Origin of the sequence: Serratia sp. P2ACOL2 (assembly GCF_003691565.1) — a bacterium.
Lineage (GTDB): Bacteria > Pseudomonadota > Gammaproteobacteria > Enterobacterales > Enterobacteriaceae > Serratia > Serratia liquefaciens.
Genome location: NZ_CP033162.1, coordinates 5,489,600 through 5,512,299, shown reverse-complemented (window position 1 = coordinate 5,512,299; position 22,700 = coordinate 5,489,600). Strand labels below are relative to the sequence as shown.

The 22,700-nt window shown below is 56.6% G+C and carries 18 protein-coding genes and 1 tRNA gene; 5 read left to right on the top strand and 14 right to left on the bottom strand.

Going from position 1 to position 22,700, the window contains the following annotated elements; genetic code table 11:
• Position 1: 1 nt before the first annotated feature.
• From bcsB to bcsR, 4 genes are read right to left on the bottom strand one after another with little or no spacing between them, the layout of a single operon-like run.
• Entirely contained in the window at positions 2 to 2,305 is a 2,304-nt protein-coding gene (gene bcsB / locus EBA31_RS26360) for a cellulose biosynthesis cyclic di-GMP-binding regulatory protein BcsB (protein WP_122080545.1), read from the bottom strand.
• 55 nt (positions 2,306 to 2,360) lie between these two features.
• Positions 2,361 to 4,964: a UDP-forming cellulose synthase catalytic subunit gene (gene bcsA / locus EBA31_RS26355; protein WP_122080544.1), complete on the bottom strand. Its 2,604-nt coding sequence runs from the start codon at positions 4,962 to 4,964 to the stop codon at positions 2,361 to 2,363.
• The gene (bcsQ, locus tag EBA31_RS26350) at positions 4,961 to 5,698 is read right to left on the bottom strand and encodes a cellulose biosynthesis protein BcsQ (RefSeq protein WP_122080543.1); all 738 of its coding nucleotides are present in this window, start codon (positions 5,696 to 5,698) and stop codon (positions 4,961 to 4,963) included. The genes bcsA and bcsQ overlap by 4 nt, the downstream gene beginning before the upstream one ends.
• Before the next feature lie 3 nt (positions 5,699 to 5,701).
• Positions 5,702 to 5,893 carry a cellulose biosynthesis protein BcsR gene (gene bcsR / locus EBA31_RS26345; protein ID WP_046374762.1) on the bottom strand — a complete coding sequence of 64 codons (192 nt, stop codon included), beginning with the start codon at positions 5,891 to 5,893 and terminating at the stop codon, positions 5,702 to 5,704.
• A gap of 201 nt (positions 5,894 to 6,094) precedes the next feature.
• Here bcsR and bcsE point away from each other — a divergent pair, with 201 nt between their 5' ends.
• The 3 genes from bcsE to bcsG are packed head-to-tail and all read left to right on the top strand — an operon-like array spanning position 6,095 to position 9,502.
• Positions 6,095 to 7,663 (top strand): cellulose biosynthesis protein BcsE, encoded by a 1,569-nt coding sequence (bcsE, locus tag EBA31_RS26340; RefSeq protein ID WP_122080542.1) that lies wholly within the window; start codon positions 6,095 to 6,097, stop codon positions 7,661 to 7,663.
• Positions 7,650 to 7,853, top strand: a complete 204-nt coding sequence (bcsF, locus tag EBA31_RS26335) for a cellulose biosynthesis protein BcsF (RefSeq protein WP_020824733.1) — start codon at positions 7,650 to 7,652, stop codon at positions 7,851 to 7,853. Before bcsE ends, bcsF begins: the two co-directional genes overlap by 14 nt.
• On the top strand, positions 7,850 to 9,502 hold the full coding sequence (gene bcsG, locus EBA31_RS26330; RefSeq protein ID WP_122080541.1) for a cellulose biosynthesis protein BcsG: 1,653 nt from the start codon (positions 7,850 to 7,852) through the stop codon (positions 9,500 to 9,502). The genes bcsF and bcsG overlap by 4 nt, the downstream gene beginning before the upstream one ends.
• A gap of 333 nt (positions 9,503 to 9,835) precedes the next feature.
• Here bcsG and dppF read toward each other — a convergent pair whose 3' ends face one another.
• The 6 genes from dppF to EBA31_RS26300 form a co-directional block, all read right to left on the bottom strand.
• The gene (gene dppF / locus EBA31_RS26325) at positions 9,836 to 10,825 is read right to left on the bottom strand and encodes a dipeptide ABC transporter ATP-binding subunit DppF (RefSeq protein ID WP_020824731.1); all 990 of its coding nucleotides are present in this window, start codon (positions 10,823 to 10,825) and stop codon (positions 9,836 to 9,838) included.
• A complete protein-coding gene (dppD, locus tag EBA31_RS26320; RefSeq protein ID WP_020824730.1) occupies positions 10,822 to 11,802 on the bottom strand; it encodes a dipeptide ABC transporter ATP-binding protein in 981 nt (326 codons plus the stop codon). The genes dppF and dppD overlap by 4 nt, the downstream gene beginning before the upstream one ends.
• Positions 11,803 to 11,817: 15 nt before the next feature.
• Positions 11,818 to 12,720 (bottom strand): dipeptide ABC transporter permease DppC, encoded by a 903-nt coding sequence (gene dppC / locus EBA31_RS26315; protein WP_041414095.1) that lies wholly within the window; start codon positions 12,718 to 12,720, stop codon positions 11,818 to 11,820.
• Positions 12,721 to 12,731: 11 nt separating this feature from the next.
• The gene (dppB, locus tag EBA31_RS26310; protein ID WP_020824728.1) at positions 12,732 to 13,751 is read right to left on the bottom strand and encodes a dipeptide ABC transporter permease DppB; all 1,020 of its coding nucleotides are present in this window, start codon (positions 13,749 to 13,751) and stop codon (positions 12,732 to 12,734) included.
• A gap of 170 nt (positions 13,752 to 13,921) precedes the next feature.
• Positions 13,922 to 15,529, bottom strand: a complete 1,608-nt coding sequence (dppA, locus tag EBA31_RS26305) for a dipeptide ABC transporter periplasmic-binding protein DppA (protein WP_122080540.1) — start codon at positions 15,527 to 15,529, stop codon at positions 13,922 to 13,924.
• Positions 15,530 to 16,130: 601 nt separating this feature from the next.
• The gene (locus EBA31_RS26300) at positions 16,131 to 17,822 is read right to left on the bottom strand and encodes a glycosyl hydrolase family 18 protein (RefSeq protein WP_122080539.1); all 1,692 of its coding nucleotides are present in this window, start codon (positions 17,820 to 17,822) and stop codon (positions 16,131 to 16,133) included.
• Between the two features lie 381 nt (positions 17,823 to 18,203).
• Here EBA31_RS26300 and EBA31_RS26295 point away from each other — a divergent pair, with 381 nt between their 5' ends.
• Entirely contained in the window at positions 18,204 to 18,494 is a 291-nt protein-coding gene (locus tag EBA31_RS26295; protein ID WP_122080694.1) for a DUF6516 family protein, read from the top strand.
• The gene (locus EBA31_RS26290; protein ID WP_046374767.1) at positions 18,491 to 18,838 is read left to right on the top strand and encodes a glycosyl transferase family 1; all 348 of its coding nucleotides are present in this window, start codon (positions 18,491 to 18,493) and stop codon (positions 18,836 to 18,838) included. The genes EBA31_RS26295 and EBA31_RS26290 overlap by 4 nt, the downstream gene beginning before the upstream one ends.
• A 53-nt stretch (positions 18,839 to 18,891) precedes the next feature.
• Here the strand turns inward: EBA31_RS26290 and EBA31_RS26285 are convergent.
• From EBA31_RS26285 to uhpA, 4 genes are all read right to left on the bottom strand, one after another.
• Positions 18,892 to 18,968 (bottom strand) — tRNA-Pro (locus EBA31_RS26285).
• 120 nt (positions 18,969 to 19,088) lie between these two features.
• On the bottom strand, positions 19,089 to 20,420 hold the full coding sequence (locus EBA31_RS26280; protein WP_020824723.1) for an MFS transporter: 1,332 nt from the start codon (positions 20,418 to 20,420) through the stop codon (positions 19,089 to 19,091).
• 100 nt (positions 20,421 to 20,520) lie between these two features.
• Positions 20,521 to 22,056: a signal transduction histidine-protein kinase/phosphatase UhpB gene (gene uhpB, locus EBA31_RS26275; protein ID WP_046374768.1), complete on the bottom strand. Its 1,536-nt coding sequence runs from the start codon at positions 22,054 to 22,056 to the stop codon at positions 20,521 to 20,523.
• Positions 22,056 to 22,646 carry a transcriptional regulator UhpA gene (gene uhpA, locus EBA31_RS26270; protein WP_046374769.1) on the bottom strand — a complete coding sequence of 197 codons (591 nt, stop codon included), beginning with the start codon at positions 22,644 to 22,646 and terminating at the stop codon, positions 22,056 to 22,058. Before uhpA ends, uhpB begins: the two co-directional genes overlap by 1 nt.
• Positions 22,647 to 22,700: the final 54 nt, after the last annotated feature.

Genomic DNA, 22,700 nt, shown 5'->3' with positions numbered 1-22,700 from the left:
ATCAGTCCCGGTCTTCAGGTGACAGGCGACGGCGGCTGAAGGCCTTCAGGCCACGCCATAACATCAGCGCCAGCACCACCACGACCACCACGGCGATCACCGCCAGCCACACCGGATGGGTCGACAGCGCGTGCCAGATACGCTCCCACCATGGCAGATGGCCAACATAATAAACGTCGCCCACTCGCAGACTGTTCACGCCTGATTCACGGATCACCGCAACCGAACCAAACACCGCGGCACGCTTGCCGCTGTCCAGCTGCGCCGTGTTCAACAGGTCGTAACCCCGCGCGCTGTCCGCCAGCAATGCCACAATGCTGCGCTGAGCGTTAAACGGCGACTGCACGCCGATAATTGCAGCCATCGCCCCTTCAGAACTGATGGTGGTTTTGCTGTCCGGCTTGGTGTCTTCTGCCAGCACGTCCATGGTCGGCAGCGGCAACTGCCGGGTCGGTTGTTTGACCCAGCTCTGGGTGGCGTCCACCAGCAGGCTGATCTTTTTATCGTCCTTCAGCTCCGGGGGAATAGTGCCGATCATCAAAATATCGGCATCCCGATCCTTGGCCTGCGACCAGTCGTCACTCAGCGTCATCGCCAACGCCGGGTAACCGGTTTGCGCGCCAATGATGCCCATCGCGTTCAGCAAAGCGCTGACCTGCGCCGGTTGCGGCTGCTTGTTTACCAGCACCAGCGTTTGCGACAAATCGGCCAGGCGGCTGAAAGGGAAACCGGCATTGGCAAAGGCCCGCAGGTCCGGCATCGCCATAAAGTGACGGTAACCGGAGAAATCAATGGTCGATGCGCCGTCGATCACCGCATGGTTAGCGGTGAAGGAATAGGTTTCGCAACGCCCTTCCGCGCCGCTGGCCAGCAGCGTGGTGTAGTCAAAGTCGAAACGCAGTTGGTTGGTCGCCCCCAGACGCAGCGCCGGAATATTGACGTTCTTGTCCGAGTCGATCAGCCCCTGGGTCAGTGGCAAGCGCAGCAACTGGGCCCCCTGCTCATGCTCCGGCACCAGCGAGTAAGCCTGCACGAACTGGTTGTTCAGGCTGACGCTCAGCCGAGAACCGTCCTGAATGCGCGGGGCGGTATAGCGGTATTTCAGGTGCATATCGATGCCGGTACTGCGGATCAGGAACAGGTCCGGCGGCAAATTCATGGTCAACGAAATGGGGCCCGGCTCGATACCGCTGGTTTGCAATTGCTCAGCGTACTGCTGCAGCTCGGCGAAGGTCATCGGCCGATCGGTGCGCACCCAGTTAGGCGCATCATAGGGCTGACGCGGAGCCAGCTGTTCGACCTTGTCCACCGTGACGTTTTGGCCACGGAACAGAATATTGCCCTGCGCGATACCTTTCACCGCGGTGATCAAATCGTTGTCATCGCGCCCCTGCACCAGCAGCAGTTTGATGTACGGGTTATCCGGATGGCTTATCATCTCCACCGTCGGCCCGTTGACCGCCGGATAATCCCGCAGGAAATCCGGACGCTGCTTGTTGGCGGCGAAGACGATGGCGTGCTGTTCCGGCAGCTTGTTGTACAGCGTCGGGAACGACTGACCGCGCCACTGTGCTTTGCTGCCGAACCACGAAGCCAAAATGCCTGCCGCGCGCTGCTGAGTGATATCCGGCTGGCCGGCAAACACCATCGGCAAGATCAGTGGGCGGTTATCGCGGCTGTCAAAAAACGGCTCCGGGAAATGCGACAGTTCGTTCTTCACCGGCAAGGTCTGGAAGCGCAGGTTCAACGAGCTGGATTTACTGACTTCCAACCACAAGGTCGTGCTGGCCGGGTTTTCGCAAATGTTTTGGTAATGGCCAACGAACACCAGCCGTACGCGGTTAAAATCGGTGATATAGCGAGGATCTATCGCCATTTGGATGCGATTTGGTTTACCGAGCTGCTCTTTGGCAAGGGTCGTCACCCCCATCAGCTCATCATTAAGGTAGACCTTGACGTGCGATTCCACCGGGAGCAGCGACGGTGACGGCGTAAACTCCAGATCAAGCATCGCCTGCGACACCACCTCATCGCTGCGCACACCGAATTCAACCTGGCCATCCGGCCGGGTACCACGCAGGGTAAAGGTCCCCGGCGGCGGAGCAATAGTGGCGAACGGCAACTGCACATCACGAACCGGCGCATTCGGATCCACCGGCGCGGCCGATCCCATAGGGGTGGTGACCGACGCATCGGCGGGTATCGTCACCGGCGGCTGTCCGGTCGGCGCGGTGGCGGTTTCAGCCTGAGACAGGGTGCTGATGCCTAAGGCCAGGGCGGTAAACCAGGTTATTTTTCTCGTCATCGTATCATCATCAATGTTATAGCCTGGGGGCCAGGCGAGTGAGCGGGCGGTTTGCCTATACCACTGTCTCTTTTTGGCTGAAGGCCGGGGCTCTGCCAACGCCGTGTGGGATAAATGACACTACCCACGCAATCAGCGTCGTGAACCCGACCAGCAGGCGGCGCACCATCGGCGGTGCATAATCCGCCATACGTACGTAACCCCGGAAGCCCAGCGCCAGAACGTCGCGCAGGCTTTCGATCGGTTTATCTTCAGGGAACCCGTCCTGCCACAACGCCCAGGTATCGGCGCGGGCAAAGGTGCACTGAATAAAATCAATGTGTTCGCGGGTGGTCATGGAAACCATACGGATCCCCACCTTGCTGCCGAAGGCTCGGGTCACCACACACGGAAAGCTGTATTCCTGCTGCCCGCGTTTGAGCAGCAGCGACACCTTGTCGCCATCTTTCAGCGCATCCGCTACGCGCATCTCAATGCCCACCCCTCCATCGGAATAATCGCGCAGCGTACAAGGGAACAGATGGCCGTCGGCACGAGCGATTGCGGCCGGCATCGCGATCTCTACCCGGTGCGCCTGACGCACCTGTTTGGCCTCTACCGCTACCGCCACCGCCCCACCGAGAATGGTCATGTTGTACAGCACCCACACCAGGCTGATGATCACCGTCATGACTTCATCGGTCGGGCCGTAACCCAGCCGCCAAACGCCGAAGAACAGCCCGGCCAGATTCAGGATCACCAGGAACATATAGGGCCGGGTGATCACCCAGTCGACGTGCTCTTCTTCCACCAGCCCGCCTTTGGCGGTGACGTTGAATTTGCCCTTGTGCGGATTGAACAGCGCCACCGTCGTTGGCCGGGCGATATACCAGGCCAATACCGTTTCGTAGATCTCGCTCCAGAAAGAGTGCCGGTATTTCCCCTGAATACGCGAGTTGGTCAGACTGGCGTGGATCATATGCGGCAACACATACAGCGCGATCGCCAGCGCCGGGGCGAAAATAATGTAGGCATGCAGCAACAGAAAGGCCAAGGGTGCGGTCAGGAAGATCAGCCGTGGAATACCGGACAAGAAGTGCAGCATGGCGTTGGCATAACATAACCGCTGCGCCAACTTCAGCCCCTTGCCTAACAGCGGGTTATCCAGCCGGAAGATTTGCACCATGCCGCGTGCCCAGCGAATACGCTGGCCAATGTGCGCCGACAGGCTCTCGGTCGCCAGCCCGGCGGCCTGGGGGATACGGATATACGCCGAGGTGTGTCCACGGCGATGCAAACGCAATGAGGTATGGGCATCTTCGGTGACGGTTTCCACCGCGATACCGCCGATTTCATCCAGCGCACTGCGACGCAGAATGGCGCAGGAGCCGCAGAAGAAGGTCGCGTCCCACATGTCGTTGCCGTCCTGCACCAGGCCATAGAACAGCGTTCCTTCGTTCGGCGTCTGACGAAAACGCCCCAGGTTGCGCTCAAAAGGATCCGGCGAGAAGAAGTGATGCGGGGTCTGCAGCATCGCCAGCTTTTTGTCTTTGAAGAACCAACCCATGGTCAGTTGCAGGAACGAGCGCGTGGGTACGTGGTCACAGTCAAAAATCGCGACAAACTCGCCGGTGGCCTGTTTCAGCGCGTTGTTGATGTTCCCGGCTTTGGCATGCTCATGAGTCGGCCGAGCGATATACTTAACCCCCACCTCTTCGGCGAACGCTTTGAATTCTGGCCGGTTACCGTCATCGAGAATGTAAATACTGACCTTCTCTTTCGGCCAGTCGATGCCAAGCGCGGCGTAGATGGTCGGCTTCACCACCCCCAGATCTTCGTTGTAGGTCGGCACCAGCAAATCGATCGTCGGCCAGGTTGCGCTGTCGGCAGGCATCGGCACCGGCTGGCGATTCAGCGGCCAGACGGTCTGGAAATACCCCAACACCAGCACCACCCAGGCATAGGTTTCCGCTATCAGCAGCAGCAGGCCGCAGGTCAGGCTGAGCGGATCGTCCCAGTTCAAGGTGGCGGTATAGCGCCACCACAGGTAGCGGCAGGAAACGGTCAGCGACAGCACGATCAGCATCAGTCCCGGCAGACGGCCCGGTACCCGGCGCACCACCATGGCAATGGCCCACAGCAGCACCACAAACACAAACTGCGCCGGCAGATCGAACGGTTGAGAAATACAGAGTATGGCGAGGATTGCCGCCAATACGCCGACAATAATAAACAGCAGACGGCGCATGCGCTGGCTCATCAGGCCTAGGCGCTCGACCGAACGCTGCTCCAGCCCGGCATTTTCCAGCCGCTGTGGCAGGGTTTGCAGCCATTGGGCGTAGCGCAATTGCAACCGCCGCCAGCCGGCGAAACGATGATGGGTTACAGGTGCACGATCGGTGCGGAACACCAGCAGCCACAACCCTTGCACCAGATAGCGCAGCGCGTCCGCCGGCCGCGGACGGCTGGAGGATAGATGGGGGAACCAATAGCTGCGCGCAGCCCGCAACCGTTGCCAGCCGGGGGATTCGAAACGCAGGAAAATCCAGCCCAGTGCCACCAGCAGCGTGGTGAAAAAGGCGGTAAACGCCGACGAACCGTGCCGTCGGTAGTTACGGTAACGCGTCTGCACCGCCTGATGGACCGGCGGCACCAGCAGCAAGTTCATCACCCGGCTCATGTCGGCGTCCCCTTCAGGTTAATCAGACACCAGTTAGCCAGCGTCAGCACTTCATCCGCAGCCAGGCTTTCCGGCCGATATTCCCCCAAAGGCTGTTTCACCGCCAGGGCTTCGGCCATCGCCTCATCGCGGTGGATAACCACCGGCAACAATCCCCCCAGCGTTTGCAGCCACAGTTGGTGTAAATCCTGCTGGAGTCGGCTGGCGGCGAAATAGTGGTTAATCAGGAAACGGCAGCCTTGCGGCAGCGCTTGCTGATGCAGCCGCACCTGGCAGTTTGCGTCCGGAGCAATCAGGGTAAAGACGCAATCTGCCACCGCCAGCGCCTGCTGAGCCAGTGCTTCATCATCCGCCGGCAGATCCAACAGGATCCAGTTGTACTGCGCCGAGGCGTTTAGCTGCGCCAGATTGTCCTGCCAGCGGGCGGGCTGCTGCCGACAAGATTGCTGTACATTCACCCGTTCCGCCAGGGTGAGCTGGCCAAAGGGGAGAAAGTCGAGGTTTTCACAATAGCGCATCGCGCCCTGTTGCCAATCGCCGCCGTCCTGCTCGGCCCGGGCCCAACCCCGTGCCAGCTCGAATGGCATATTAAAATGCAGACGCAGCAGGTTATCCGGCGCAAAATCAATCGCCAATACCGACTCGCCCAGTTGCTGTAATGCCCACGCGAGCGCCGCGGTGACCGACGTCGCCCCCATCCCGCCTCGCAACCCCTGCAGAGCAATCACTGGCATAAACTAACGGCTCCCCGTGGTCTGCGCTAATTCGGCCAGCAGCGGCCAGTTGGCCATCATTTGCGTTAACCGCTCCTGACGTGCGATATCGACATAGCTTAATTTTGGCAGCGAAAATGCCTGACTAAGCGCCAGCAAATCGTCCTGAGTTTCCGATGGCACCACTGCGTGAAAGCGCGTTAATTGATCATTCATTCTGCCGCCTCAAAAAAATAGGCTAATGTTAATTACTATAGCAACGCTAAAAAAAAGACATGGCCAATAAGATGATTCTCAACAAATATTAGTACATGGCTGGTTTTAATTTTTTTATTATTGTTCCCAATGACAGGATGGCCGAATAGCTATACTCAGTTGGCCGCGACGACACTTTCAACGAAAGTAGAAAAATATCCTATGGCGCAATCTTTCTCATTAGGTGTTCGGCAGATTTGGGAAGAACTGTCTGTCATGCAAGCCCCGGGGCTGTATTGGGTGAATGTCGACCGTCAAACCGATGCCAACCTGCTCTGCCAGCAAACCTTGGCTGCCCAGGCTGCAACCAGCCAGGTCGCGTTGATATGCAGCGGAGAAAAACCTGACGGGTTGCTGGCGGCACTTGTCTCCCCCGCATTGAAAAAAATCCCGCTGTACCAGCTACCCGAGAAAAAAGCGGCACTGATGCACTTTAGCGACGACCTGATGCGCGCCCTAAAACCGCAAAATCGCCTATTGATTCTGTTGGCCCATGCCAGCTTATGGCAGACCTTCACCCGCGAAGAGTTGGGTGACTGGACCCGCGCCACCGGCGCCTGGCTGCGCCGACAAGGCTGCACGCTGCTGATCCTCAGCCACGGCGGCGGCGTGAATAAACTCAAAGGGCAACTCAGCACTCAACACCGCATCCTTAACGGGCTGGCCAGCCTGCAGTGGCAGCAGGACAGTGCACAGTATCTGGTTAACTGGTGGAGCACCGAAAACGGCATCAACGCCAACCAATTGCTGACGCTGTATGCCGGTGAACACGGCTGGCAGGGTGACGACGACAGCAATAAACCTTCTCCGACCTCCATCCGCAGCGATGAAGGGCGCTACCTGGCCCAGCAGAGCATTCTTGAAGGCGCGCCGCCGCTATCGGCCAACTGGCAACTGCTGCAAACCAATGCGCAACTGGCGCAGCACGGCATGTTGACGCTTTCGGCTACGTTGATCTTCGCCCTGTACCAAAGTGATGAAATTGATGCGCTGGCACATCAAATCCACAGCCTGCGCCGTCAGCGCGGCAACGGACTGAAAATCGTGGTACGCGAGATGAGCGCCAGCCTGCGTTACAGCGACGAGCGCTTGCTGTTGGCCTGCGGCGCCAATCTGATTGTGCCGCACGTGGCACCGTTATCGCGCTTTTTAACCATGCTTGAGGGTATCCAGGGGCAACGCTTCTCGCGCCACGTTCCGGCAGATATTGATGCCCTGCTGGCCGGGCTGCGCCCGCTGCAACTGAAAGGTTATATGCGGCCGGACGATTTTAGTCAGGCGGTGATTTCGCTGATGGGCAACACGCTGCTGCCGGAAGACGGTAAAGGTGTGATGGTAGCGCTGCGCCCGGTGCCCGGGTTGCGCGCCGAACAGGCGATGACCCTGTGTTTTCTACGGCGCTTCGGCGACGTAATGACCGTGGTGCAAGGCCGACTGGTCCTGTTTCTCTCCACCTGCCGGATTAACGATTTGGATACCGCTCTGAAGTTTATTTTTCGTCTGCCGGTAGATGAAGCCTTCAGTAACCGGGTGGTGTGGCACCAGGACGTAGATATTATTTCTGAAATTAAACGGCTGGCGCACAACGCCAATATTCCGTTGCCTGCAGCGACCGTACAGGCCACACCGCGCCAGGCCGCCGCCGAGGCTGACCGCCCGCAGGAGCGCCGTCAACCGGTGGCTTTCACGCTGACTACCGGTGTGCAGGAGAATAAGCATGTTGAATCTTAACGACATTGTGCAACTGATTATTCTGTGCGCCATTATTTTCATCCCGCTGGGTTACGCCTTTCACCGGCGTTTCCCGCACTGGCGTCAGTACTGGCAAAACCTGTTGTTATCACCGCGCTATTTAAAATCCATCGGATTATGGGTGCGCGAAGGTTCTTCATCTCAGATTAAGCGTAAGAAACAGCCATGAAGCCAACAAACAACCCGCAATCCGACAACTCCCTGTGGCGCTACTGGCGTGGGCTGGGTGGCTGGAACTACTACTTCCTGGCCAAATTTGCCCTGCTGTGGTTCGGTTACCTGAACTTCCACGCCTTGCCCAACCTGGTGTTCATGGCATTTCTGTTGATGCCGATACCGGCGATGCGTCTGCACCGCTGGCGTCATTACGTGGCGATCCCGATTGGGATTGCATTGTTCTATCACGACACCTGGTTGCCCGGCATCAACAGCATCATGAGCCAGGGTTCGCAATTGACCGGCTTTAGCGCCCAATATCTGCTGGAGCTGATAAATCGCTTTATCAATTGGCAGATGATCGGCGCGGCCTTCGTGATGCTGATTGCCTACCTGTTCCTGGCTCAATGGGTACGGGTTACCGTGTTCACCGTTGCCGCACTGGTGTGGTTGAACCTGGTCAACATTGCCGGGCCGGCCGTCTCCCTGTTACCGGCCAGTACCAACGCTTCTACCAGTAGCACCCCGGCAACGACGCCGCCGGCTGCCGGGGGCGACAGCGCACCGGCGGACAGTGCGCCGCCAACCAGCGCCAACCTGACGGCCTATCTGAATCAGTTCTACGACAAGGAAAAAACCCGCGCAACCGCCTTCCCGGCCAGCCTGCCTGCCGATGCTCAGCCGTTTGACCTGCTGGTGATCAACATCTGTTCGTTGGCCTGGGCCGACATGGACGCGGTAAAACTGGAAAACCATCCGCTGTGGTCGAAGATGGACATTATGTTCGACAACTTCAATTCGGCCACCGCCTACAGCGGCCCGGCGGCAATCAGGTTGTTGCGCGCCAGCTGTGGTCAGCCTTCGCATCACGATTTGTATCAGCCGGTCAATCAGCAATGCTATCTGTTTGATAATCTTGCCAAGCTGGGCTTCAAAGAGCAGCTGATGCTGGATCACTCCGGCGTGTTCGGCAACTTCCTGAAAGAGCTGCGCGAACAGGGTGATATGCAGGCACCGCTGATGTCTCAGGCCGGGATCGGCAATGAGCTGGCCTCGTTCGATGGCGAACCGATATACAACGATTTGGAACTGCTCACCCGCTGGCTGGATCAGCAGCAGAAAGCCGGTGAGACCCGCAGCGCCACCTTCTTCAATATCATTCCACTGCATGACGGTAACCGTTTCGTCGGTTCGAACAAGAGCGCGGACTATCAACCCCGGGCGCAGAAATTGTTCGACCAGTTGAACACCTTCCTGGATCAATTGGAGAAGTCTGGCCGCAAGGTGATGGTGGTGATCGTGCCGGAACACGGCGCGGCACTGGTGGGAGACAAAATGCAGATGTCCGGCCTGCGCGATATCCCAAGCCCGAACATTACCCATACGCCGGTAGGTATCAAACTGGTTGGTATGAAAGCGCCGCATCAGGGCAGCCCGCTGCAGGTCAAAACGCCAAGCAGCTACCTGGCGCTTTCCGAGCTGGTTTCTCGTTTGGTAGACGGCAAGGCCTTCACCGCACCGAGCGTAGACTGGCAGGCGCTGACGCAGAACCTGCCGCAGACGGCGGTCATTTCCGAGAATGACAACGCCATCGTGATGCAATACCAGGGCAAGCCTTACATCCGGCTAAACGGCGGCGATTGGGTACCTTATCCCCAGTAATTGCATTACGTGATGACTCAGGAGCACGCCTTCGGGCGTGTTTTTTTAGAGGCATCAATCTGCCACGGCGCAGTAATCCTTAACATTAGCTTTGGTAATTCCATTCCCAAACGGCGAAATAGTCCGGGCAGAAAAAGCCAGGATATTAATTATCACTGGCTTGCGAAGATTCCTAATTCAGCTTATTTCGTCAGGATTTCGTTAAGAAAAATAAGCGCCATTAATATAAATAAAAAATCCACTCAATAAACTAATTAATACGCTCATAATTAAAAGCAAAAAAATGCCGGCGTAAAGGCCGGCATTTATAGTTAATTGTCATGGATAACAAAGTTATGCCGCAGAATTTTCATCCTGATCGACCGCAAAGCAGGCCACCATCTGCTCGCCGTATTGCTTTAACTGCGGTTGCAGTTGGGTACAAGGCCCGAAAGCACGGCGGCAGCGAGCATTGAATGCACAGCCTGGCGGCGGGTTCATCGGGCTGGGCAGTTCGCCGGTGAGCTTGATGCGCTCGCGACGCATATCCGGATTCAGGCGCGGCGTCGCGGACAGCAACGCCTGGGTATACGGATGACGCGGGTTGTTGAAGATGGCGTCTTTACTGCCCTTCTCCACGCAGCGGCCGAGATACATCACCATCACTTCGTCGGCAATGTGCTCCACCACCGACAAATCATGGGAGATAAACACGTAAGACAGCCCCAGATCCTGCTGCAAATCCATCATCAGGTTCAACACCTGCGCCCGCACGGACACGTCCAGCGCGGAAACCGGCTCATCGGCAATCACCACGTCCGGGTTAAGCATCAACCCGCGTGCAATAGCGATACGCTGCCGCTGCCCGCCGGAGAACATATGGGGATAACGATCGTAATGCTCGGTTTTCAATCCGACCTTGGCCATCATCTCCAGCGCTTTCTCACGGCGTTCTGCGCTGCTTAACGCGGTATTGATCTGCAATGGCTCCTCAAGGATCTGCCCGACCTTCTTGCGTGGGTTGAGCGATCCATAAGGATTCTGGAACACGATCTGGATCTTTTGTCGTCGAAGTTTCTCGGCAGTGACATCCGGCTTCAGCAAATCCTGCCCCTGATAGTACAGCTCACCGCCGGTCGGCACTTCAATCATCGTCAGCAGGCGACCCAGCGTGGATTTACCGCAGCCGGACTCGCCCACCACCGCCAGCGTTTTGCCACGCTCAAGCGTAAAGGAAACGCCATCCAGCGCTTTGACCAGCCGCTCCGGGGCAAATAGCCCCTTCTTGACCGGGTAGTGTTTCTTCAGGTCAATCGCCTGCAATAAGGGTTGGTTCTGGCTCATACGGTCGGCCTCCCCGCATCATCCAGCGGTGTGTGACATTTAACCTGACGGCCGGGAATGCTGCGCAGTTCCGGCTCTTCAGTACGGCAACGCTCATTGGCGTACGGGCAGCGTGGATTGAGCAAACAGCCGCTTGGGCGGTCATATTTGCCCGGTACCACACCAGGCAGCGAAGCCAGGCGCGCTTTATCGGCGGCGAATTCCGGCAACGCGCGCAGCAGCGCCTGAGTATAAGGGTGACGCGGTGCGCGGAAGATTTCCGATGCCTTACCGGACTCCACCACCTGCCCGGCATACATCACGATGATGTGATGCGCCGCCTCGGACACCAGCGCCAGATCGTGAGTGATCAGCAATAAGGCCATATTTTCGCGTTGCTGCAGTTCCAGCAGCAGTTCGATAATTTGCGCCTGAATGGTCACGTCGAGCGCGGTGGTCGGTTCATCGGCAATCAGCAGCTTTGGTCGGCAGGCAATCGCCATGGCGATCATCACGCGCTGGCTCATCCCACCGGAAAGCTGGTGCGGATACACGTCGAGACGCGAAGCCGGGTCGGGGATACCTACCTGGGTCAGCAAATCGACAGCCCGTTGACGACGAGTGCGGCGGTTGCCGCCCTGGTGCACCTTCAACGCCTCCATGATCTGGAAGCCGACGGTGTAGCACGGGTTCAGGCTGGTCATCGGATCCTGGAAAATCATCGCCACTTCCGAGCCTACCAGTTGGCGACGTTCTTTTTCGGAAATTTTGCGCAGATCCTGGCCGTTAAACTCCAGTTTTTCGGCCATCACCTTACCGGGGAAGTCGATCAGCCCCATAATCGCCAGCGAGCTGACGGACTTGCCGGAGCCGGATTCGCCGACAATGCCCACCACCTGGCCCTGCTCCACGCTGTAACTGATGCGGTCTACCGCGCGGAAGGGAGTGCCTTCGTCACCGAAGTGCACCGAAAGCTTGTCTACATTTAATAACGCCATCTCTCTCGTCCTCTGTTACTGCTTGAGTTTGGGGTCGAGAGCGTCACGCAAGCCGTCCCCCATCAGGTTAAATGCAAGCACCGTCAGCAGAATCGCCACGCCGGGGAAGGTCACGACCCACCAGGCGCTTTGAGCGAACTGCAGTACGTCGGAGAGCATGGTGCCCCACTCCGGCGTTGGCGGTTGCGCACCCATGCCCAGGAAGCCGAGAGCGGCCATATCCAGAATGGCGTTCGAGAAGCCAAGAGAAGCCTGGACGATCAGCGGCGCCAGGCAGTTTGGCAAGATGTTGATAAACATTTGGCGCAGCGCACCAGCGCCCGCCACGCGTGAAGCGGTGACATAATCGCGGTTTACTTCCACCAAGACCGCCGCGCGCGTCAGTCGCACGTAGTGCGGCAAGGCGACGAAGGTTAACGCCAGCGAAGCGTTGACGATGGAGGGGCCGAAAATGGCCACCAGCACCAACGCCAGCAGCAAACTCGGCAACGCCAACATGATGTCGACGATACGCATGATGATCGCATCCACTACGCCGCCGAAATAGCCCGCCAACAGGCCCAGCACCACGCCCATGATCAGCGAAAGCACCACCACCAGACAGCCGACCAACAGCGACAGCCGCGCGCCGTACATCAGGCGCGACAGTACATCACGGCCCACATCGTCAGTACCGAGGATATATTGCCAGCTGCCGCCTTCCTGCCAGACCGGCGGTTTGAGCAGCGCGTCGCGGAACTGATCCGCCGGCGCATGCGGTGCCAGCACCCCGGCACCGATGGCGATAACGAACATCACAATGATATAAACCAGGCCGACAACGGCCCCTTTATTGCGCTTGAAATAGTGCCAGAACTCCTGAAACGGGGTCATGGGCTTCGGCGCACCTTTAACTACAGACTCAGTGACTTGAGACATTAGAGCGCCCCTTATTTCTTGTGGCGAATACGCGGGTTGACCACGCCGTAGAGCACGTCTACCAGCAGGTTAACCAGAATAATCATACAGGCGACCAGCAATACGCCGCCCTGAACAACCGGATAGTCGCGACGCTGCAACGCATCCATCAGCCAGCGCCCCAGGCCCGGCCAGGAGAAGATGGTTTCGGTCAGGATGGCACCGGCCAGCATGGTGCCGACCTGCAGGCCAATCACCGTTACCACCGGCAGCAAGGCATTGCGCAAAGCATGCACCACGATCACCCGCATGCGGCTCACGCCTTTGGCGCGCGCGGTACGGATGTAATCTTCGCCCAACACTTCCAGCATTGAGGAGCGCGTCATACGCACGATCACCGCCAGCGGAATGGTGCCGAGTACGATAGCAGGCAGGATCATATGCATCACGGCATCAGCGAAGTCGCCCGGTTCGCCCCAAATCAGGGTATCAATCAGCATAAAACCGGTTAACGGCAAGGTATCGTCGAGGAACACCGTGTCGCTGACCCGCCCCGATACCGGCGTCAGGTTTAGCTGCACCGAGACCAGCATGATCAGCATCATGCCCCACCAGAAAATCGGCATCGAGTAGCCGGTCAGCGAGATGCCCACCGCGGTATGATCGAATATTGAGCCTCGCCTGACTGCCGCCAGCACCCCGACCGGGATACCCACCAGCACGGCAAAAATCATCGCGCAGAACCCTAATTCCAGCGTGGCCTTGAAGCGTGGAACAAACTCATCCCAAACGGAGATGCGGCTTTTGAGGGACGTACCCAAATCACCCTGCAACACGTTGGATACGTAAGAGAAATATTGTTGATAGAGCGGTTTATCCAGCCCCATTTCCGCCATCAACTGCGCATGGCGTTCTGCGGAGATCCCGCGTTCCCCGGCCATGATGGTCACCGGGTCACCGGGGATCATATGGACGAATGCAAAAGTCAGCAAAGTTATGCCGATAAACGTTGGGATAACTAACCCCAAACGTCGGAGTATGAACTGCAACATATCCCGAACTCTCTGTATAAAGTGCCCGGCAGCTCATCGTCCGCCAGGCTTATTAAAGCTCACACACTTTGAACAATCCTGATGCCATACGCCGGAGACTGGTCAGCAGAAGCGCAACCTGTTGCGCCCCTGCCAAGTCCATTCGTATGTCGCCGGCTTAACGGCCAGAATTAATCTAGAGAGACATTCTCAAAGTGATGCTTACCAAGCGGATCCACAACATAGCCCTTCACTTCTTTACGCACTGGCTCGTAAACGGTGGAGTGGGCGACAATCAGTGCCGGAGCCTGATCGTGCATCACTACCTGAGCCTGTTTGTACAGTTCGATGCGTTTGTCGTGGTTCGATTCAGCGCGTGCCGGTTGGATCAGATCTTCAAACGGCTTGTAGCACCAACGAGAGTAGTTGGAACCATCTTTCGCCGCCGCACAGCTAAACAGCGTGGCGAAGAAGTTGTCCGGATCCCCGTTGTCGCCGGTCCAGCCCATCATCACCGTCTGATGCTCGCCCGCTTTGGCGCGCTTGAGGTACTCACCCCACTCATAGGTCACGATTTTGGCTTTCACGCCGATTTTCGCCCAGTCAGACTGGATCATTTCCGCCATGCGGCGCGCGTTCGGGTTGTACGGACGCTGTACCGGCATAGCCCACAGATCGATGGCGAAGCCGTCTGCCATGCCCGCTTCTTTCAGCAGCTCTTTGGCCTTGACCGGATCGTAGGTGTAATCCTTCACCGCGTCGTTATAGCCCCACATGGTTGGCGGGATCAGGTTTTTAGCCGCCTGGCCTGCGCCCTGGTACACCGCGTCGATGATCGCCTGCTTGTTGACCGCCAGGGTCAACGCCTGACGCACCTTCAGGTTATCCAGCGGTTTTTTCTCAACGTTGAACGACAGGTAGCCAACGTTCAGCCCCGGTTGTTCCATCAGGTTGATGGTTTTGTCCTGCTTCATGCGGGCGATGTCAGCCGGGTTCGGGAACGGCATCACCTGACATTCGTTTTTCTGCAGCTTGGCGTAACGCACTGAAGCGTCTGGCGTGATAGAGAACACTAAACGGTCGATCTTCGGCTTGGTGCCCCAGAAACCGTCGAATGCCTTATAAAGGATTTTGGAGTCTTTCTGGTATTGCAGCAGTTGGAACGGACCGGTACCGATGGGGTTCAGGTCAACTTTTTCCGGAGTACCGGCTTTCATCATCGCGTCGGCGTATTCGGCAGACAGAATGGATGCGAAGTCCATACCCAGGTCAGCCACAAACGGGGCTTCCGGACGGTTCAGCACGAAACGGACTGTGGAATCGTCCACCTTCTCGATTTTGGCGATCAGTTTCGGCATGTCCATGCCTTCAAAGTACTCATAGCTGCCGCCGGAGACTTTGTGATAGGCATTATTCGCGTCCAGCTGGCGTTCGAAGGAGAACACCACGTCGTCGGCGTTGAAGTCACGGGTCGGTTTGAAATCTTTGCTGCTCTGCCACTTCACGCCTTTACGCAGGTGGAAGGTGTAGACTTTGCCGTCTTCGCTAACGTCCCATTTTTCAGCCAGGCCCGGCTGCAGTTCGGTGGTGCCGATTTTGAATTCGACCAGACGGTTGTAAATCGGCACCGAGCTGGCGTCATAAGTGGTACCCGAGGTAAACAACTGCGGGTTGAACCCTTCCGGGGAACCTTCAGAACAGTAAACCAGAGTCTTGGCTTGCACGCTGGCCGCAACGGTCAACGCAATCAGCCCAATACCGAATTTCAGAATCCCTGTTTTTCCCAAGGAACTTGTCATCGCTAGTGCTCCATTATGTGATGTGATGTGTGTTTTACCGCCAGAGCCTGTATTTTTTATTGCGCGGCCTGTGCAGTGTGCCCGAAGGCTGGGAGGGATAATTGCGCGAGAGAGCCGGGTGGAACGCGTCCCGGTGGGGGCGTCTGAGCGCGTGGAATTCACTCAAACAACTCTCGCTCTTACCCCTGAGGCTACCAAATTGCCAACTGTTTGGGGTGTCGTCAATATAACCAGTAGGGATTTACACAGACTGTGAGAAACAGCAAACAAACATAAAAAAAACCTTTCTTTAACAGTTGCAGCATTAAAAATTATGCTACACGGTCATTTTTAGTTCGTTAGCCTGCACTGAAGAAAGTTACTGGTGTTTAACTCCGATAAAAAACTAAAAAAGTTTGTTGCTGAATGATGAATATCTGAACGGTTATTTTTGTGATCTGCGTTAAATACAGGATGAAATGCTGATCCCCTACCCGAAAGAGTGAGGCACTGAAGCCCTTTTTGATCGAGACGACTCCACAATCTATGCGCCGTTAAAAAACTTTCGTCTGTAAAAAGCCGGGGGCGAAAAGATATCCCCCGGCAACGTACTACAACCGATTTAAGGCGTACCGACGCTGTTGCCCAGGCTGCTGTTCATGTTATTCAGAATATCGCCGTTGTCGGCGTCAATTTCCCATGAGAACAACCCGCCCAGCTGCTTATCCAGCACATATTTGCCCTTCGCCTGCACCGAGCGCGCATCGTCGAAGGTGATCAGATCGCCAGTGGAAGGTTTGAAGACATAGGGTGCTTCAGCGGTAGCATCGTAGCTGTACTGCCATTCGCCGCTCATAAACTCATTGGCGATCTGGCGGTAATCCACGATGCCATTTTCCCAGGTGCCTTTCACCGGGCCAGTGGCGGTGCCGGTAAACGGAATGTTGTTCTGGTAACCGTTCACCCCGGTCCAACCGCGACCGTACATGGCGGTGCCCACCACGATTTTGCCCGGCTTCACGCCCTGCGTGAGCAGTGCATTAACGCCATTCACCGTGGTATACGCCGTATCCGGTTTCCAGGCCGGCGCTTTCAGCGCAGTCTGGTGGCCGAGGTTTTTCAGATCGAATGCTCCATAGAAGTCGTAGCTCATCAGGAAAATGTGATCCATCGAGTTTTGTGCGGTGTTGTAATCCACCTTGTCGATTTTATCCTTGCCGGCGCTGATCGCAGAGGTCAGTTCATACTTACGGCCCGTTTCCGCCGAAAGCTGATCCAGCATGGTGCGCAGCTCTTTCATCAGTTGCACATAGGTTGCCCCATCCTGCGTACTGCCCAGTTTCGGGTTAGCACCCTGCCCGCCCGGGAATTCCCAGTCGATATCTACGCCGTCAAAGAACTTCCAGGTTTGCAGGAACTCCTTCACCGAGCCGACGAAGCGGTCGCGCTTCACCTTGTCGCCCATAAAGAAGAATGGATCGGACAACGTCCAGCCACCGATCGACGGCAGGATTTTCAGGTCCGGGCGGGCCTGTTTCAACGCCATCAACTGACCGAAGTTACCTTTGTAGGGGTCATCCCAGGCGGTCACGCCCTTCTGGCCTTTCTGCAGCGCAGCAAACGGATCGTGGATCGACACCTTAAAGTCTTCACGCCCCTGACAGGAACGCTGTAACGCCTGGAAGCTGCCTTCGATCTCTTTCAGGCTGTCGTTGATGCCGTCACCGCCGCAGATAGGAATAAAACCGTACAGCAGGTGAGTCAGGTTCTGAGCCGGAAGTTTGTCAACGGTGAAGTTACGACCGTAAACGCCCCATTCAACGAAATAGGAACCGACCACTTTGCCGGAGTCTTGTTTATAAGGCTTATTCTTTTCCAACAAAGGTTCTTTTAAAGGCGCCAAATGGCTGCCGTCGGTATCTGCCACCACAATTTCGGTTGCATCGCTGGCGGTGCAACCGTCGGCATTGCATAACGCCACCTGCATTTGATAACGGCCGCCTTTATTCACCTTAAAGTTTGCGGTTCCCGAAGCGCCGGTTGAGGCACCGCTCCAAACTTCTTTGCCATTTAATAATACTTTTGCCGTAGTACCGGTATCGCCATTCCATAAATTCCATGAAACAGAAATGTCGGCGGCATTTTTTACTTTCACCAGATTATTATAAGCCGTCGCCGCTTGATCGACTTCGACAATGGCGAATTTGGTATTACCCCAGGCCAACGTAGGTTTGCCCGGTGCAGCGGCCTGCGCCGCAGAGCACAGCGTGCTGCCGATCAGCAACGCCAACAGCGGTTTATTAAATTTGCGCATAACTGATTCCTTTATTCCGAGAGGATAAACATAAAATAATTAATCATGGCCACCCATTGTCGGAACAAAATAATCCCGCAATAATCCTGGCCGATTAAAGTCAATAAATAAGCATTCATCTTTCCACGCAACGGAAATCTATCATTCCCATTTCGTGTATTCAGACTATAGATAAAATAATCATTAAAACAAGATGGCTATCAAGCGGGTTTTATTGAGCAGCGATGAATTTATTTAATAATGAATCTCCGCGACCAATAGGAATAAGGTGTGTGAATTAATTTCTGGGGAAGGATCAATATTTGTCATGTCACACAGTGTTGTCATCATTGACAACACTTAAAATATGCTGTTATTTTAAACAACATGAAGGAGATGGAAGTGCCTTCTCAACTGATCTATCAGGACAGGATCCCACTGACAAACACTGAATTTATACAATTGGTTATTTGGCATGTCGAGCCACCCGTTAGCGGCAGCACTCATCACTATAAGTACCGGTTTGCCTATGTGAAAGAGGGTGTTTGCCGTTTGCGTTATGACAACGAGGCAGGTAAAGGCGATCACAAACATGTGGGCAACACTGAGCAGCCTATTGTTTTTACCCATCTCATCGAGCTGAAACGCAGTTTCTTCAGTGAAGTTGCTCAACTAAGAGGAGAAAGAGAATGAACAGAGTCACTATCCGTGTTGCTTCTCTTGATGAGCTTCAATGCAACATGGAAGAAGCCCTGCAGGGCAATAAACAGCAACAGGGAAGCTACATCACATTTTTAGATTGGGAGAGCCTGTGGAAAACCCTGTCGCCCAAGAAAATGCAAATCCTGCACACCATGACCGGCGGTGGTGAACTTTCTATCCGGGAAGTGGCACGCCGCGTCAAACGGGATGTGAAAGCGGTGCATACCGATCTTCAGGCACTGCTGAGGTGCGGCATTGTTGATAAAAGCGAACAGGGGATTATTTTTCCCTATGACGAAATCCATTTTGACTTCGTGGTCGGAAAAGCGGCCTGAAGGGCAAATAACAGGCGAAAAAAAACCTGCTTATAAAGCAGGTTTTTCAAATGTGGTCGGCGAGAGAGGATTCGAACCTCCGACCCACTGGTCCCAAACCAGTTGCGCTACCAAGCTGCGCTACTCGCCGATGCGGGGCGCATCTTACTGCTGGGGATAATACGCGTCAATCACTTTTTCAACCCAGCCCGCCAAGTGGCGATAAAAGCGTCATAAAGCGCGGTACGATGCCCTGTACCGCGCTTTTGCATCATGCCTTGGCGGTTTTCAGCGCCGGTGATTGCGCACGCAAGAACGGCAGCAGGAACAGCGCGGACAGGCAGGCGGCGATAGAGATCACCACGAAGAAACCGTTCCAGTGCCAGATTTCCATGATGCGGGCAATCGGGTAGCCGGACAGTGCCGCCCCGAGATAGGCAAACAGACCGACGAAACCGGTCGCCGCTCCGGCGGCATCCTTGTGCGAACATTCCGCCGCCGCCATGCCGATCAGCATCTGCGGGCCAAAGATAAAGAAGCCGATGGCAAAGAAGCAGGCAGCCTGCAGCAGGAAGGTCACGCCCGGCATGAGCCACAGCGCCGCCACCGACAGGAAGATACCGATGGCGAAGATCAGGTTCATTGGCCCACGGTTACCGCGGAACAGCTTGTCGGAGCCCCAACCGGCCACCAGCGAGCCGATAAAGCCACCCACTTCGAACAGGGAAATCGCCGAGTTGGCGGTCATCAGCGAATAGCCTTTTTCCTGCGTCAGGTACAGGTTGCCCCAGTCGTTGATCGCCGTACGTACGATGTATACCAGCACGTAAGACACTGCCAGCAGCCAGATGTACTTGTTGGTCAGCACGTAACGCTTGATGATTTCCCGATTGGTCAGGCCCTGGCCTTCCGATTCCTGCACCAGTTCCATGGCGTCGTTGCGCCATTTACCGACGCTAGGCAACCCCATGGATGACGGCTTGTCACGCAGACGCCAACACATCAGCAGGCCCAATAACACACCGATAATGCCCGGAATGATCATGCCGTAGCGCCAGCTGAAGTGCAGCGAGATAAAGCCGACCAGCAGCGGGATCAGCGCACCACCGAAGTTGTGCGAAGTGTTCCAGATAGCCCACCAACTGCCGCGTTCGGAGCGGGAATACCAACTGGTGAGGATTTTTGAACAAGGTGGCCAGCCCCAGCCCTGGAAGAAGGCGTTGAGGATCCACAGCGTACCCAGCATCAGCAACGAAGAGCTAAGCCCGAAGAAGATATTGAGCACGCCGGTCATGATCAGACCCAGGCCCATAAAATAGCGCGGATTGGAACGATCGCTGATCATGCCTGAGATAAATTTCGAGCAGCCGTAGGTGATGTAGAACAGCGTCCCCAGGATGCCGACATCGGACATCGTCAGGCCAAGATCGCTCAGCATAGCCGGCATGATGAAGTTGAAGCTTTTGCGCGTAAAGTAAAACGCGGCATAGCCGATGTACATCGTCCACATCAGCTGGATACGCCAGTATTTATAGCTGGCATCGATCTGTTTTTGATCGGTAACCGGCGGCACATCCTGGCGGCTTTTAAGGAAAGACCACATGTGAAACCTCAGAGAATAGGAAAAGTGCCGCTATCATGCTGCGCGCGCGCGCGAATGGCTTACGCCGGATTCCCGACGCAGTTAGGAGTATTTCCTAGTTTTACGCTTCTGCCGTTGAAACTGTGGGTAAGATCACATTCAAACAGGTGCCATGCTCCGACGTCAGCCGCAGTTGGCCCCCCAGTGCGCTAATGCGCTCTTGCATGCCGCGCAGGCCGTAACCCGGCTCATGGTCAGCCAAATCGATGCCGATGCCGTTATCGCGAATGGTCAGCAGGATTTGCGGCGGTCGCCCTTTACGGTGACGAAGACGCGCGTCCAGCTCAATGCGGCTGGCAGCAGCGTGGCGGCAGACGTTGGTCACCCCCTCCTGACAGACCCGGTACAGGGTAATTTTCAGCGTTTCATCCAGCAGTTCATCCGGCACCTGCCACTGCATCGTGCTCACCAGCGACGTATCCTGCGGTAGCGACTCACGCAACATCGCCGCCACCGCCGCCGACAGCGGCAGGTTATTCAGGGCGGCGGGCCACAGCTGAGTCAGCACGTCGTGAACGCCGTCATACACCCGCAGCGCCAGCGTATCTATCGCTTCTGCACAGCCGATCACCGGCGGCTGTGGTGCCAGACGCTTGATAATACTGGCCTGGGTACGGATAACGGTGATGGTCTGGCCGACTTCGTCGTGCAGCTCACGCGCGACCTCCCGCCGGGTTTGCTCTTCGGCCGTCACCAGCGCGCGCGCCAGCTGGCGGTTTTCCGTCAATCGCAGCCGTAGCTGCTGGTTCAACTCACGCTGGCGTTGAATGCCGGCCCCAAGCAGCAGCCCGGTCAGGCTCTGGGCCAGCAGCGACAACAGCAGGTCGCGATGCGACTCGGGCTGCGGTGGCTCGTTGGCGACCAATACCACGCCGTTGAGCAGCGTCGCCAACAGCGCCCCCTGCCAACCGTAACGGTACGACATGAAGACGATCGGGATGGCCAGACAAAACGGCGCAAAGCGGCGCAACTCGGCGGCATTCACCTGCTGTTGCAGCCAGATACTGAGCGCAAACAGCAGCAGATAGGTAGCCAGATGCCGTAACCGCAGCGTCACCGGTTTATGGATCAGGCCCGGTTCGAGCGGTACCCAGATTTGCCGCGCCAGATAGTGCCATAGCAGCAGGCAGGTCGGGGCGATGGTGAAGCCACCCGCCAGCCCAAGCAACAGCGCACGTGCGCCCTCGCCGTTCACCACCTGCCACACCAGCGCCTGCAGCAGTGCGGCGACCGCCACCACCGCGCCCTGCATCAGCGGCCATTGCCATTCGCTGTCGTTTTGTTGATGGCGCAGCAGCCACGGGGACGCGACCAGGCTAAGCAACACCGTCAACACCAGCACCACCACCGAAGCCCACAGCGCCGGCCCGTAACCGAACTGATCCGCCAGCAATACCATCAGCAGCAGATCGGCCAGCAAGATCCCCGGCCAGAAGCGATAAGGGCTTTGCAGCAGAATGCCCAGGCGCAGGCCAAACGGGAACAGCAGCAGCGCCTGCCAGGGCGGGTCGATCAGCGCGGTGCCGATGCCCCACAGGCAAAACGCACTGGTGGCATAAATGAAAAACAGCGCCAGTTGGGTGATCAGGCGTTGCATCACAGATTCAGCATCCGCTTCGCCAGTTCGACGTTATTGTTAATGCCCAGCTTGGCGAACAGATTGGCGCGATGCACGTGGACCGTTTTCGGCGATAGCCCCAGGGCGACGGCAATCTCCCGTACCTCCAGCCCCTGGGCGAGTAACAGCGCGATTTCGCGTTCGCGACGCGTGAGGGGATCCACCTTCACCCGTGCCAGCTGTTGGGCGATTTCAGGCATCAGGTACACGCCGCCGCTGGCGACGGTGCGCACCGCGGTGATCAAATCTTCCGGCTTGCAGCGTTTGGACAAGAAGCCACAGGCGCCACGCTCCAGCGCCATTTCCACCAGCGCCGGGTTGTCATGCATCGACAACATCACCACCCTAATGCCCGAGGGAATGTCCGCCAGCAAATCCAACCCGCTGCCATCCGGCATCGAAATATCGCAGATGCAGATTTCCGCCTCCAGACCTGGTAACCCAGCGCGCGCCTGAGCAGCACTGCTGAACTCCCCCACCACCTGAATATCCGCCTCAAGCGACAGCAGTTGCACAAAGCCCGATCGCACAATGTCATGATCGTCAATAAACGCCACGCGCAAGGTCATGGAAATCTCCGGTTCGAGGGGGAAAGTGCCCAAGTATACCCTATAGCTTTCAAG